Raw genomic sequence first — 13888 nt, forward strand, 5'->3', positions numbered from 1 at the left:
GTGCTGCCTGTGTTTTCAGCGGATGCTCACCTCAACCCGGCGCGCTTCCGCGTTGTCGCCGCTGCCGGTAGTCACCTGCGGCTTTTCCAGTACGATGGCATCGTCGGCGACGCCGGCAATCAGCAGCACCGCTTTCACACTCTTGGCGCGCTCCTTGGAAATTTCGTCGTTCTTGGCCGAGTCGCCGGTGGAGTCGTGGAAACCACTCAAGACGATCTTCGCATCACCCTTGGCTTTAGCGGCAGCGATGATGTCCGCCAACTTGCTGGCGGTATCGGCCGGCGCATCCGCTTTGCCCGAATCAAAATAAATGACGACGGTCGGTGTGGCTGCCACTACGCTGGCGGCGGCACCTGCGCCATTGCTGTCAGCGGCGCTTGCAGCCGGCGCCACTGCGACCGGCACCGGCACCAGCACGACTTCCTTGCCGCCTGCAGCCGCCGGATTCAGGCCGGTTGCCGGCAGCAATGGCACCAGCAGCAGCGCCACGATATTGATGATCTTGATCAGCGGGTTAACGGCTGGGCCGGCGGTATCTTTGTAGGGATCGCCAACGGTGTCGCCGGTCACCGCCGCCTTGTGCGCTTCCGAGCTCTTGCCGCCGTAATGGCCGTCTTCAATATATTTCTTGGCATTGTCCCAGGCGCCACCGCCAGTGGTCATCGATATCGCGACGAACAAGCCGGTCACGATGGTCCCCATCAACAAACCGCCCAAAGCTGCCGGGCCAAGTATCAAGCCGACCAGGATCGGCACCACTACCGGCAACAACGACGGGATGATCATTTCCTTGATCGCCGACGAAGTCAGCATGTCGACCGCCTTGTCGTATTCCGGCTTGCCGCTGCCGTCCATGATGCCTTTGATGTCGCGGAATTGGCGTCGCACTTCGACCACTACGGCGCCTGCTGCACGGCCGACCGCTTCCATCGCCATCGCGCCGAACAGGTAGGGAATCAGCCGCCGATGAACAGGCCGACAATCACCAGCGGATTCGACAAATCAAACAATGTGCTCTTGCCAACCGAATCCAGCGCATGCGTGTAATCGGCAAACAGGACCAGCGCTGCCAGGCCGGCAGAGCCGATGGCATAGCCTTTGGTGACAGCCTTGGTGGTATTGCCAACTGCATCCAACGGATCAGTAATGGCGCGCACCGAATCAGGCAAACCGGACATCTCGGCGATACCGCCAGCATTATCGGTAATCGGACCGTAGGCATCCAGTGCCACGATAATTCCCGCCATCGACAGCATTGACGTCGCTGCAATCGCGATGCCGTACAAACCGCCTAGCCAATAGGACGCCAGGATCGACACGCAGACTGCCAACACAGGATACGCCGTCGACTTCATCGACACGCCTAGGCCGGCAATGATGTTGGTGCCGTGGCCGGTAGTTGAGGCTTGTGCAATATGACGCACCGGCTTGAAATCAGTACCGGTGTAGTACTCAGTGATATACACCATCAAGCCGGTCAGAATGATGCCGATCAGGGCCGAACCCATCATGGGCACCTGCATCGGGGCCGGCAGGATCAGCCAGGTCACCACCACAAAGCCGATCAGGCTCAGGATCGCCGCCCACCACAAACCGGTGTAAAGCGCCGACATGATTTTCTTGCCGGTCTTGGCCTTCACCATCGTGCAGCCAATGATCGACGCCAGGATCGACACGCCACCGAGCGCCAGCGGATACAGCACCGCCTGCATTTCAGCACCGCGGATCAGCAGCGAGCCGAGCAGCATGGTGGCGATCAGCGTCACCACATAGGTTTCGAACAAATCGGCCGCCATGCCGGCGCAGTCGCCGACGTTGTCGCCGACGTTATCGGCGATCACTGCCGGATTGCGCGGGTCATCCTCTGGAATCCCTGCTTCTACCTTACCCACCAGATCGGCGCCGACATCCGCGCCTTTGGTGAAGATACCGCCGCCGAGACGGGCAAAAATTGAGATCAGCGAGGCGCCGAAGGCCAGCCCGATTAGCGGCCGAATGATGTCATGCAGTGACATGCCCAAAGGCGCAGCGAACGATACCAGCCACAGGAAGAACAGCGTCACGCCCAGCAACCCCAGCCCAACCACCAGCATGCCGGTGATGGCGCCGCCGCGAAACGCAACATCGAGCGCCGGGCCCATTCCCTTGGTGGCAGCCTGCGCGGTGCGTACATTGGCGCGTACCGAGACATTCATGCCGATAAAGCCACAGGCGCCAGACAGCAGCGCGCCAATCAGGAAACCGATTGCCGTCACCAGGCCAAGACCAGGAATCACCGCAATGACGATGAACAACACCACGCCGACAATCGCGATGGTGCGGTATTGGCGCGCCAGGTAAGCCGCGGCTCCTTGCTGGATCGCCGCAGCGATCTCCTGCATGCGCGGGTTTCCGGGATCCTGCTTCAATATCCAACTGCGCGAAACCAGTCCGTAAATGACCGCAACAATACCGCAAGCAACGGCAAACCATAGACTTGATGCCATGTTGACTCCTCCTGTTTTGGAACGACTATCACGACAAAGTAAGACAAGCACACAACTTCACTGGCTGCCGACGCCAATTGGACGTCGACCTTTCTTGCCAATACTGCGTAATGCAAAACTTTTCGTCGCCCTTTTATTGTCGGAGACTTGCCTGGGCTGGCGCTGATGGCTGACGTACTGCCGCCGCATCGACTGACTACGCGGCTATTGCGTATTTCAAGTTTGTGACCTGAATACTGGAAAAAAGCCTTGATAAATTCTGTCGCAGAAACAAAAAAAGGACAATAAAAAAGCGGACCTGGGTCCGCTCTTTCTTATGCTTCCAACGCCGCAAATGCGCTGTCGCGTATTTGCTCGACCGGACCGACACCGGCAATCTTGCGATATTTCGGTGCGCCGGGCCGACCCGACTTGGCCCAATCGCCATAGTAGTTGACCAACACTTCCGTCTGCTCATGATAGACCGACAGGCGCTTCTTGACGGTTTCTTCCTTGTCATCGTCGCGCTGGATCAGGTCTTCACCAGTCACGTCGTCCTTGCCTGCTACTTTCGGCGGATTGTATTTGGCATGATAGGTACGACCGGACGACAAATGCACGCGACGGCCGCTCATGCGTTCGATGATGGCGGTATCCGGCACATCGATTTCCAACACATAGTCGATCATCACGCCGGCATCCTTCATGGCATCTGCTTGCGGAATGGTGCGCGGAAAACCGTCGAACAGATAGCCGTTGGCGCAATCCGCCTGTTTCAGACGATCCTTGACCAGACCGATAATAATGTCGTCCGATACCAGGCCGCCGGCGTCCATCACCTTCTTCGCTTCGATGCCAAGCGGGGTTCCAGCCTTGACTGCTGCGCGCAACATGTCGCCGGTGGAAATCTGCGGAATGTTGAATTTCTCTTTAATGAAAGTCGCTTGCGTGCCTTTACCGGCACCAGGCGCTCCTAAAAGGATGAGGCGCATGTTAAGTCCTAAGGTGAGTTTGTGAAATTGGTTGTGGCGACGGCGCGCTACATGGTGTGCGCAGCGACGTCTCCCGATATGCTTTTATTTATATCACGCTATCTTTGCATGAAACTTACCATACAATTTTACCAAACAGCCAGTTCGCAACACTATTTCTGTTTTCATATCGACTATGAACAACGCGAATTGCCGTCCTGCAGCCGCGCTCAAACAGCGCTCGGCGCAGCGCCAAATGCAAGCCGGACCCGCTCCAGATCCTCTGGTGTATCAACGCCGACAGCGGGAGTCGAAGCCGCGATATGGACCGCAATCGCGTAACCGTGCCACAGCACCCGCAACTGTTCCAGCGCTTCAATCTGTTCCAGCGGCGATACCGCCAACGTCGGATAAGTTTGCAAAAAACCATTGCTGTAGGCGTACAGGCCAATGTGCCGCAATGGCTGATAAGCCGCAGGCAAGCTCTGTTGCGTCTGCGCAAAACCATCCCGGTGCCATGGAATAGTTGCCCGCGAAAAATACAGGGCGCGTCCAGCCTGGTTCAATACTACCTTGACCACATTCGGGTTAAAAGCGTCAGAAGCCGCATCGATTGTGTGCGCAGCTGTCGCCATCGGCACTTCGGCGCTGATCAATGCCGCCGTTGCCGCGATCAGTGCCGGATCGATCATCGGTTCGTCGCCCTGTACGTTGACTACCACCGCATCAGCCGCCAATCCCAGCGCCGCCGCCACTTCCGCAATGCGGTCGGTGCCGGACGGATGATCGGCACGGGTCAGGCGCGCAGCAATTCCGTGCTCCGCGCACACAGCCAGGATTTCGGCATGATCTGTGGCGACGATGACTTGCTCGGCACCGGAGAGCGCAGCGCGTTCAGCGGTACGAACAATCATCGGCTTGCCGCCGATATCGGCCAGCGGCTTGTTCGGAAGGCGGGTAGACGCCAGGCGTGCGGGAATGATAACGGTGAACGGCATTGACGATTTCACAATATCGATGACTCAGAGCGGAGTGGCTGGTGCAGCCGGTTCCGGCGGCGCATTCATGTCGCGTGCCTGATCCGCCCACATGATAGGAATGCCGTCGCGGATCGGATAAGCCAGCTTATCCGCGTTGCAAATCAGTTCCAGGGCTTTCTTGTCGTATTGCAGCGGGCCTTTGCAGATCGGGCAAACCAGGATGTCAAGCAGTCGGGTGTCCACGGAGTTTCTCCAGAATTTGATGTATTTGATGTGACAGCGCCGGATCGATCCGCGCCGTCACTGGCACAACCCAGATACGCGGGTCGCGCATGATTGTTTCTATTTGCCGACATTTTACTGCATCCTTTTCCGTGATCAGGATCAGATCCGCCGTCAGCGCGGCAAAAGGATTATCGGAAAAATCATAGTGATCCGGCAACGCGAGCGCTTCAAACGCCAATCCGGAAGCGCTCAACATCGAGAAAAAGCGTTGCGGATTGCCGATGCCGGCGGCGGCCGCCAGGCGTAATGCCGGATCGCGCAGATCGGAAAGCAAGCGTACCTGGGCCGGATCGGCCAACTGCACGACATGTTCACCCGCCAGTTGCATGCGAATCGACGAAGCCGGCATCGATGACGAGATCGACGCTGCATTCACTACGGTGAAATCGCGGCGACGCGACGCCGGTTCGCGCAATGGACCAGCCGGCAACAACCAGCCATTGCCGACACCGCGTGAATCGAACAGCATGATTTCAATATCGCGTTGCAGGCGGTAATGTTGCAAGCCGTCGTCGGACAAGATCAGATTAACTTCAGGGTGCCCCTGCAGCAGCGCCTCGGCGGCGGCAACCCGGTCACGACCGACCACTACCGGGCACTGCCCGTGCATCGCAATCAGCAACGGTTCGTCGCCGACATCAGCGGCCAGCGAAGTGTCGGCGACATGCTGCACCGATGGTTTCCCATCCGTCGACTGCGAGGCATAGCCGCGCGAAATCACGCCCGGCACATAACCGGCCTGACGCAACATCTGCACAAGCCAGATTGTCAACGGCGTCTTGCCGGTACCACCGACAAAAATATTGCCGACCACGATCACCGGCACCGGCAGACGCGTACTGCGCAGCCAGCCCACCGCATACAAACCGCGGCGCAAAGCGCCGACAAAGCGGAACAGTAACGACAACGGCCACAGCAGGCAAGCCAGTAACCCGCGCCGCTGCCAGGCAGCGCCCAGGATCGATTCGGTAGAGTTGCGGACCGTTGACTTACTTGTGGCCACTGGTCTGGGCGGCAAACGTGATCTTGTCGAAACCGGCCAGACGCGCCGCTTCCAACACATTGATCACGGTCTGGTGCGTAGCCATCGCATCGGCATTGATGATCACGACCGGATCGGCTTTACCCGAAGCCGACTGGGTATCACCCTGAGCTGCGCTCTTCAGGTCGAGCGCCAGCGCCGCGGCATCCCTGGACGAGACCTGGACGTTGTTGATCGCGTACTGACCCTGCGGATTGACCGCCACATTGATCTCGAACGGCTGCTGCATTGCCTTGTCGGCGTCGGCCGTCGGCAAGGTGATCTGCAACGCTGTGAATTTGCTGTAGCTGGTGGTGACCATCAAGAAGATCACGATCACCAACAGTACGTCGATGAACGGGATCAGGTTGATTTCGGGGTCGTCGCGGCCCTTGCCTTTACGGAAATTCATATTATTTACGCGCGCCGTGAACGGTATCGACAAACTTCACCGCCTGCTGTTCCATATCGACGATGAAGCCATCCACCAGTGCGCGGAAATGGCGATAGAAAATCAGCGCAGGCATGGCGATCGCCAGGCCAAAGCCGGTGTTGTACAGCGCCACCGAAATGCCGTGGCCGAGTTGCGCCGGATCGGCGCCAGCGCCATTGGTTGCCCCGAAAATTTCGATCATCCCGACCACCGTGCCGAACAGGCCCATCAGCGGCGCCAACGAGGCAATCGTACCGAGCGTGGTCAGGAAACGCTCCAGTTCATGCGCTGTGGCCTGCCCTGCTTCTTCGATCGACTCTTTCATGATTTCGCGCGGCACGTCCACATTGCGCAAACCGGCAGCCAGCACCTTGCCAAGCGGCGAATTGGTTTCCAGGTTGGTCAGGACTTCGGCGTTGATCTTGCCGTTGTGATAAACCCGAATCACTTCCTGCAGCAGTTGCGGCGGCAAAATACGCGTCCGACGAAGATAGACGAGGCGTTCAATAATCAATGCGGTAGCAATGATGGAGGCAATGAGCAACAACCAGATCGGCCAGCCCGCTGCTTGAATAATGGCAAACAAAAGAAACTCCTTAGTGAAGTCGAGATCGATAGCAACTGAAGCAAATGAGGGGTTCACTTGCATGGATGCAGAATGTAACTTGTTGGGGCGTTGCGAGCAAGCATGAGCAGCATCGAAACGCGTGAATTTTCAAGGATATTTCGCAGCAGCTGCACAACACCGCAAGTTTCACACACATTATGTGAGCAAGGTTGTGGATAAGTGCCGCAATCAATACTGAAGCCCATGATTTAAAAGGATTTTTTTGCACTGCTCGAAAAACGGGCAAAATTTTCCGACGCTGTACGATAAAAGTTCTCCACAGATTTTGGGGATAACTTTGTGAACAAGCGCACTGGATTCACACGAAGTCCTTGATTGGAAAGAAGTTTTCACCCGTGTGACGGATCGAGTCAAATGCGCGTCAAACCGCAGTTTATAGGTGATTGAGAGTCCCTTAGGCATCTCTTCATGGTTGTTTTGGCATGCCGAGATTTACGGATATCCACAGCGCCGCACAAATCCACAGTTACCCACAGATTATGTGGATAAGCTTGTGTGCAAGCGCACTGCAATCGGGACAAGCCTTTGATTTGCATCACTTTTCCATCGATGTGCAGCGACTGTGCTTTACAATGTCAGCGCTCCTGACTACTCAGCAAATTGAAAGCTCGCATGAATCTCCCCAGCACCACCGACAACCGCTCCAGCGGACCGCCAGTGTTAACCGTTTCAGCCCTGAACCAGGCGGTTTCACGGATGCTGGAACGCAGCTTTCCGCTGGCCTGGGTCTCTGGCGAAGTATCGAATTTCAAAAGCTACGCCTCCGGGCACTGGTACTTCACGCTGAAAGACGACGCAGCCCAGGTGCGTGCCGTGATGTTCAAGGGCCGCGCCCAACACGTCGGCTTTGTTCCGCGCGACGGCGACAAGATCGAAGTGCGGGCGCTGGTTACCTTGTATGCGCCGCGCGGCGACTATCAACTGAACGTTGAAGCGATCCGGCGCGCCGGCATCGGCAACCTGTACGAAGCATTCCTGCGCCTGAAGGAAAAACTGAACGCCGAAGGCTTGTTCGATCCGGCCCGCAAACGGCCGCTGCCGCCCTTTGCCAGATGCATCGGGATAGTCACCAGCCCGCAGGCTGCAGCGCTGCGCGACATCCTGACCGCGCTGGCGCGGCGTGCGCCGCATGTACGCGTCATCCTGTATCCGACACCGGTGCAAGGCGACGGCGCTGCGGAAAAAATCGCGCGCGCCGTCAATACTGCGGCAGCCCGCGCCGAATGCGATCTGCTGTTGGTATGCCGCGGCGGCGGCAGCATCGAGGACTTGTGGTCATTTAACGATGAAGCCGTGGCGCGCGCGATTGTCGCCGCACCAATGCCGGTGATTTCCGGCGTCGGCCACGAAACCGATTTCACCATTGCCGACTTCGCCGCCGACCTGCGCGCCGCCACCCCAACCGCCGCCGCCGAACTGGCTACCGTATCGCGTGCTGACTGGCTGGCGACACTGAAAGCACATGCCGACGACCTGACCCGCGCGATGCAGCGCCGGCTCAGTGAGGCCAGCCAGACTCTCGATTGGCTAAGCCGGCGCCTGGCCAGCCCCGCCACCACCATCGCCCACGAACGCCTGAAGCTGCAAAGCCTGCAAGCCAGATTGCTGCACGCCACCCGCATCCCGCTGACGCAATCGCGCTATGCGCTGCTCAACCTGCGCACCCGCTTGTCTGCCCAAATACCTGATAGCGCCGCGCCACGTAACAGGCTGCTCGAACAAAGCCGTCGTCTGAACAGCGCCTGCCTGGCGCACAGCCGACTCGGCCGGCAAACGCTGGCAGCGCTCAACGCCCAGCTGGAATTACTCAATCCGCAACGCACGCTGGAGCGCGGCTACGCCATCGTCTCCGACACCAAGGGCCACGTGATCCGCACCCCGCTGGCATTACAACCTCGGCATTTCGTTACTGTGCAATTGGCGGAAGGCAGCGCCAAGGTCGGCATCGACAGCGTGCAGCCTGCTTTAGATTAGATAGAAATTAGTAAAAACAATAGAAATCGTAAGGTCGCTGCATGGAATGGATAAAGGGCTTTACAATAGCTCTCCCGGAAGCTGTTCTCATGAAGCAAGTAGCAACACGACAGATTCTTGTACTCCCAATAAAACTATAGGAAGGACGCACACCATGGCACACACTCTCCCGCCTCTGCCGTACGGTCTGGATGAACTGGCACCGCACATCTCCAAGGAAACCCTGGAATTTCACTACGGTAAGCACCACCAAACCTATGTGACCAACCTGAACAACCTGATCCCAGGTACCGAATTCGAAAACGCCGCCCTGGAAGATATCGTCAAGAAATCGTCCGGCGGCATTTTCAACAATGCAGCGCAAATCTGGAACCACACTTTCTACTGGCACAGCCTGGCGCCGCAAAGCAAAGGTGGCGGCAGCGCACCAACCGGCGCATTGGCAGATGCGATCAACGCCAAGTGGGGTTCGTTCGACAAGTTCAAGGAAGAACTGACCAAGACTGCGGTCGGCACTTTCGGTTCCGGCTGGGCCTGGCTGGTGAAAAACGCCGACGGTTCGCTCGGTCTGGTATCGACATCCAACGCCGCCACGCCACTGACTACCGACGCTAAGCCACTGATCACTGTCGACGTCTGGGAACACGCTTACTACATCGACTACCGCAATGCCCGTCCAAAATACCTGGAAGCATTCTGGGCATTGGCTAACTGGGAATTTGCTTCGAAGAATTTCGCATAAGACAACTCTTCCGCAGCACAAATGAAAATAGCGCTAGCTTTACCGCCAGCGCTATTTTTTTACCCTCACGCAAATCGCCTATGCCTGCTCGGGCCTGGCAATCGCCCGCCACAACATCTTGAACAACGCATTCGACTGCAGCGCCAGCGCCTCTGGTTCGCCGCGCATGGTGTGCATGTGGACAAGCCTTTCCAGGATCCCGATGAAATAATCCAACAGAATTTTTTCATCCACCTCATCTGTCAGGACGCCTTGCGCCCTACCGTCGCTCAAGGTTTTCATTAGCACTTCCATCATCTCTGGCTGGCGAAAAGTACGGTCACGTCCCCATGCACTGATCTGCAGTGAATTCATGATGAGCAGGCTGACTTTCGGATTGCGATCAAAGAAATCCAGCACCACCCAAAACACCTTGCGCAGCTTGTCCTGACAGCTTTCGATTCCCTGCAGGTGATCGAGCATGCGCGATGCCAACGTGCCAAGCCAGGTTTCAAGACAGGCAAACAGCAACGCATCCTTGCTGCCGTAGTATTTATAAATTGTCTGCAACGATACGTTGGCGGCGCTGGCTATTTCGCCGAACCCGACGCTGCGGAACTCGCGTTCCGAAAATAAATCGAGCACCGCTTCCTCGATCCGCTGTCGGATCAAGGGCTTGAGCAAGGAGCGATCCAATACGCTTTTCTGTTTTTCCGACGACATGAATTTGTTGTTTGTGTAATTAATATTACCATCTGTCGACAGGCACTACGCGACGGGTTTAGAGTGAGTTATCAATTGACGCTACCTGTTGCATTCACTACAGTGGGTATTCAGCATAAATCAAACATGAACGTAAGTGTAATTTTCATTACGCAAACATACAAGCCGGAGACGCTATGACTGATGCCTATATTTTCGATTCCGTACGTACGCCGCGCGGCAAGGGCAAGAAGGACGGCAGCCTGCACCAGGTGGCGCCGATCAATCTGCTGGCTCAGTTGCTGCAGGCGCTTCAACAACGCAACCGCCTTGACACCTCCCTTGTCGACGATGTTGTACTGGGTTGTGTAACGCCGGTCGGCGAGCAAGGCGCGGATATTGCGCGAAGCGCGGTACTGTACGCCGGCTGGGATCAATCGGTGGCTGGGGTGACGCAATCGCGCTTCTGTGCCTCTGGGCTGGAGTCGATCAACCTGGCGGCGATGAAGGTCATGTCCGGCCAGGAGCAACTGGTAGTTGCCGGCGGCGTCGAAAGCATGTCGCGCTGGCCGATGGGATCGGATGGCGGTGCCTGGTTCATGGATCCGCGCGTCAACCAGAGCACCGGCTTCGCACCGCAAGGCATCGGCGCCGACCTCATCGCGACGCTGGAAAATTTCTCTCGCGCCGATGTCGACAACTTTGCACTGCAGTCGCAACAAAAAGCGGCACTGGCCCGTGCTGAGGGTCGCTTCAACAAATCGCTGATTCCGGTGAAAGACTTGAACGGCATGATGATCCTGGATCATGACGAATACATCCGCGCACAAACCACACTGGAAAATCTGGCGGCATTGAAACCGGCGTTCGAGCAGATGGGGCAAATGGGCTTCGACGCCACTGCGCTACGCAAATACACGACCGTCGAAAAAATCAACCATGTGCACCATGCCGGCAACTCCTCGGGAATCGTCGACGGCGCAGCATTGGCGCTGGTCGGCAGCAAGGAAATGGGCGAGAAATTGGGGCTCAGGCCACGGGCGCGGGTCGTCTCGGTCGCCGTCACCGGTTCAGAGCCGACCATCATGCTGACCGGCATTGCGCCGGCGGCGCGCAAGGCGCTGGCCAAGGCCGGCATGAACGCCAAGGATATCGACCTGTTTGAAATCAACGAGGCGTTTGCTGCAGTCGTGATGCGCGCCGTCCGCGACCTCGACATCGACCCGCAACGCGTCAACGTCAACGGCGGCTCAATCGCCATGGGACATCCGCTGGGCGCTACCGGCGCCATCATCCTCGGCACCGCGCTCGACGAACTGGAGCGCAGCGGAAAGTCCACCGCATTGATCTCGCTTTGCGTCGGCGGCGGCATGGGTATCGCCACCATCATCGAACGAACTTAAGTATTGCGGGACAGGGTTTAGGAGCCATCGTAGCGTGGCGAATTACTCTGTCCTCAACTAATCAAGGGAAAAGGTCGAATTGCGAAGAAACGCAAAAAACCAGTAGACACCTCTGAGTGACGCAGTGCTATAAGCAAACAGCTTTACTCCAACATCTCAGGAAGCCATATCATGAGCATAACCATACAAAGAGACTCGGACAATATCGTCACCCTGCTGCTCGACATGCCGGGGCGTTCGATGAACGTACTGAACGAAGCGTTGACCGCACCATTCGTGGCGGCAATTGCTGACATCGAAGCCGACCCAAGCATTGCCGGCGTCATCATCACATCGGGAAAGGCCGATTTCGTCGCCGGCGCCGATATCGAAAAGCTGTTCCAGATCACCGAGGCGCAGCCCGCATTCGACCTGGTGCAAGAGTTCAAGGGTTTCCTGCGTCGCCTGGAACAATGCGGCCGACCGGTAGTGGCGGCACTCAACGGCACCGCGCTAGGCGGTGGACTGGAGTTGGCGCTGGCCTGCCATCATCGGATTGCCATCAACAATCCGAAAGCCAAGTTTGGCCTGCCGGAAGTCAAGTTGGCCTGCTGCCTGGCGGTGGCGGCACGCAACGCCTACCGCGCCTGATCGGCATCCAGAATGCCTTGCCGCTGATGTTGGAAGGTAAGGAATTGCGCGCAGAAGAAGCCTTGCAGCAAGGGATCATCCAGGAATTGGCGAATGACAGAGAAGACTTGCTGGCGAAGGCCAAGGCGTGGTGCCTGGCGCATCCCAAGGCTGCACAGCCTTGGGACGACAAGAAATTCCGCTGGCCCGGCGGCGATTCGAAGACACCCGCCAATGCCCAGTTGTGGTCGATCGCACCATCGATGGCGAGCGCCAAGACGCATGGCAATTATCCGGCGGTCATCAATATCCTGAGTTGCGTGTTTGAGGGCGGTATCGTCGACTTCGACACCGGCTGCGAAATCGAATCTCGCTACTTCGTCAACTGCGCGCTATCGCCGGTCGCCAAGAACATGATCGGTACGCTATGGTTCCAGTTGAATGCAATCAACAAAGGCAAGTCGCGCCCTGAGGGCTTTGCTCCGTCACGTGTCAACAAGGTTGGCATACTGGGCGCCGGCATGATGGGCGCAGGCATTGCCTATGCATCGGCAAAGGCCGGCATCGGCGTGGTGCTGCTGGATAGCAGCATCGACGCTGCCGAGAACGGCAAGAATTACTCCGCCAAACTGCTCGATAAGGCACTGAAGCGCGGCCAGCAAACAGTGGCTGGCAAGGAGTCGCTGCTGGCCCTGATAAAGCCGACCGTTGATTTCGACGACCTAGGCGGCTGCGACCTGATCATCGAAGCCGTATTCGAAGATCGCCAGGTCAAAGCAGATGTCACCAGAAAGGCGGAAGTAGTCATCGGCGCGGACGCTGTCTTTGCTTCCAACACCTCCACTTTGCCGATCTCTGGCCTGGCCCAGGCCAGTTCGCGTCCGGCCAATTTCATCGGCCTGCATTTCTTTTCCCCGGTCGACAAGATGCCTTTGGTGGAAATCATCATCGGCGAACACACCAGCCCGCAGACACTAGCGCGTGGCTTCGACTACGTGCAGCAAATCAAAAAGACCCCGATCGTCGTCAACGACTCACGCGGCTTCTACACTTCGCGCGTGTTTGGCACTTACGTGATGGAAGGCTTGAAACTGCTGATGGAAGGCCAGCATCCGCGCGCCATTGAGATGGCCGGATTGCAAGCCGGCATGCCGGTCGGACCACTGGCGTTGCATGACGAAATCAGCCTGTCGCTGTCATGGCACATCTTGCAGCAAACCCGTAAGGATTTTGCAGCCGCCGGCAAGCCGTTCGCTGGTCATCCGGCCGATGCCGGCCTGGAAAAAATGGCGAAAGAGCTGGACCGCAACGGCAAGAAGGCTGGCAAGGGGTTCTATGATTATCCGGAAAATGCACCCAAGCATCTATGGCCCGGCTTGCAGCAGGCATTCCCGCTTGCATCGCAGCAACTGCCGCAAAAGGACATGATCGAACGGATGATGTTCGTGCAAGCCAACGAGGCTGCCAAATGTTATGAAGAAAAAGTGATGCTGAGCGTGGCCGACGCCAACATCGGCAGCATTTTCGGCTGGGGCTTCGCGCCATTCCAGGGCGGTGCGCTGCAGTACATCAACGCCTACGGCGTCGCCAATTTCGTCAAACGCGCCAATCAACTGGCAGAACAGTTCGACGGCTATTTTGCGCCGGCAAAGATACTTGTGCAAATGGCGGAACAGGGGAAAAAATTCGAATAGCA

General features: G+C 57.3%; 11 protein-coding genes and 2 pseudogenes. 4 read left to right on the forward strand and 9 right to left on the reverse strand.

The window, feature by feature from the left end; all coding sequences use genetic code 11:
- Positions 1 to 15: 15 nt before the first annotated feature.
- The 8 genes and pseudogenes from CAter10_RS24590 to CAter10_RS15240 all read right to left on the reverse strand — a co-directional run bounded on the left by CAter10_RS24590 (position 16) and on the right by CAter10_RS15240 (position 6741).
- On the reverse strand, positions 16 to 474 hold the full coding sequence (locus CAter10_RS24590) for an OmpA family protein (RefSeq protein WP_417924726.1): 459 nt from the start codon (positions 472 to 474) through the stop codon (positions 16 to 18).
- Positions 454 to 2486: pseudogene (locus tag CAter10_RS15210) on the reverse strand (sodium-translocating pyrophosphatase); the annotation flags it as partial. The gene CAter10_RS24590 and the pseudogene CAter10_RS15210, both read right to left, overlap by 21 nt.
- Before the next feature lie 314 nt (positions 2487 to 2800).
- The gene (gene adk / locus CAter10_RS15215; RefSeq protein WP_061534067.1) at positions 2801 to 3457 is read right to left on the reverse strand and encodes an adenylate kinase; all 657 of its coding nucleotides are present in this window, start codon (positions 3455 to 3457) and stop codon (positions 2801 to 2803) included.
- Positions 3458 to 3666: 209 nt separating this feature from the next.
- Positions 3667 to 4434, reverse strand: a complete 768-nt coding sequence (gene kdsB, locus CAter10_RS15220; protein ID WP_061534068.1) for a 3-deoxy-manno-octulosonate cytidylyltransferase — start codon at positions 4432 to 4434, stop codon at positions 3667 to 3669.
- A 24-nt stretch (positions 4435 to 4458) separates the two neighbouring features.
- A complete protein-coding gene (locus CAter10_RS15225) occupies positions 4459 to 4659 on the reverse strand; it encodes a Trm112 family protein (RefSeq protein ID WP_061534069.1) in 201 nt (66 codons plus the stop codon).
- The gene (lpxK, locus tag CAter10_RS15230) at positions 4640 to 5764 is read right to left on the reverse strand and encodes a tetraacyldisaccharide 4'-kinase (RefSeq protein ID WP_082797940.1); all 1125 of its coding nucleotides are present in this window, start codon (positions 5762 to 5764) and stop codon (positions 4640 to 4642) included. Before lpxK ends, CAter10_RS15225 begins: the two co-directional genes overlap by 20 nt.
- On the reverse strand, positions 5691 to 6134 hold the full coding sequence (locus CAter10_RS15235; protein ID WP_061534071.1) for an ExbD/TolR family protein: 444 nt from the start codon (positions 6132 to 6134) through the stop codon (positions 5691 to 5693). The genes lpxK and CAter10_RS15235 overlap by 74 nt, the downstream gene beginning before the upstream one ends.
- Position 6135: 1 nt before the next feature.
- Positions 6136 to 6741 carry a MotA/TolQ/ExbB proton channel family protein gene (locus tag CAter10_RS15240; protein WP_061534072.1) on the reverse strand — a complete coding sequence of 202 codons (606 nt, stop codon included), beginning with the start codon at positions 6739 to 6741 and terminating at the stop codon, positions 6136 to 6138.
- Between the two features lie 654 nt (positions 6742 to 7395).
- On the opposite strand from CAter10_RS15240, the gene xseA reads away from it, so the two are divergent.
- On the forward strand, positions 7396 to 8757 hold the full coding sequence (gene xseA / locus CAter10_RS15245; RefSeq protein ID WP_061534073.1) for an exodeoxyribonuclease VII large subunit: 1362 nt from the start codon (positions 7396 to 7398) through the stop codon (positions 8755 to 8757).
- Between the two features lie 154 nt (positions 8758 to 8911).
- Positions 8912 to 9499, forward strand: a complete 588-nt coding sequence (locus CAter10_RS15250) for a superoxide dismutase (RefSeq protein ID WP_061534074.1) — start codon at positions 8912 to 8914, stop codon at positions 9497 to 9499.
- 78 nt (positions 9500 to 9577) lie between these two features.
- Here the strand turns inward: CAter10_RS15250 and CAter10_RS15255 are convergent, their stop codons facing one another.
- Positions 9578 to 10201, reverse strand: coding sequence for a TetR/AcrR family transcriptional regulator (locus CAter10_RS15255; RefSeq protein ID WP_061534075.1), 624 nt, complete (start codon positions 10199 to 10201; stop codon positions 9578 to 9580).
- Positions 10202 to 10377: 176 nt separating this feature from the next.
- On the opposite strand from CAter10_RS15255, the gene CAter10_RS15260 reads away from it, so the two are divergent.
- Both CAter10_RS15260 and CAter10_RS15265 read left to right on the forward strand, forming a co-directional pair.
- Positions 10378 to 11583, forward strand: coding sequence for an acetyl-CoA C-acetyltransferase (locus tag CAter10_RS15260; protein ID WP_061534076.1), 1206 nt, complete (start codon positions 10378 to 10380; stop codon positions 11581 to 11583).
- A 171-nt stretch (positions 11584 to 11754) separates the two neighbouring features.
- Positions 11755 to 13886 (forward strand): annotated as a pseudogene (locus tag CAter10_RS15265) (3-hydroxyacyl-CoA dehydrogenase NAD-binding domain-containing protein).
- The last annotated feature ends 2 nt before the right edge of the window (positions 13887 to 13888 follow it).

The organism is Collimonas arenae (assembly GCF_001584165.1).
Classification (GTDB): Bacteria; Pseudomonadota; Gammaproteobacteria; order Burkholderiales; family Burkholderiaceae_D; genus Collimonas; species Collimonas arenae.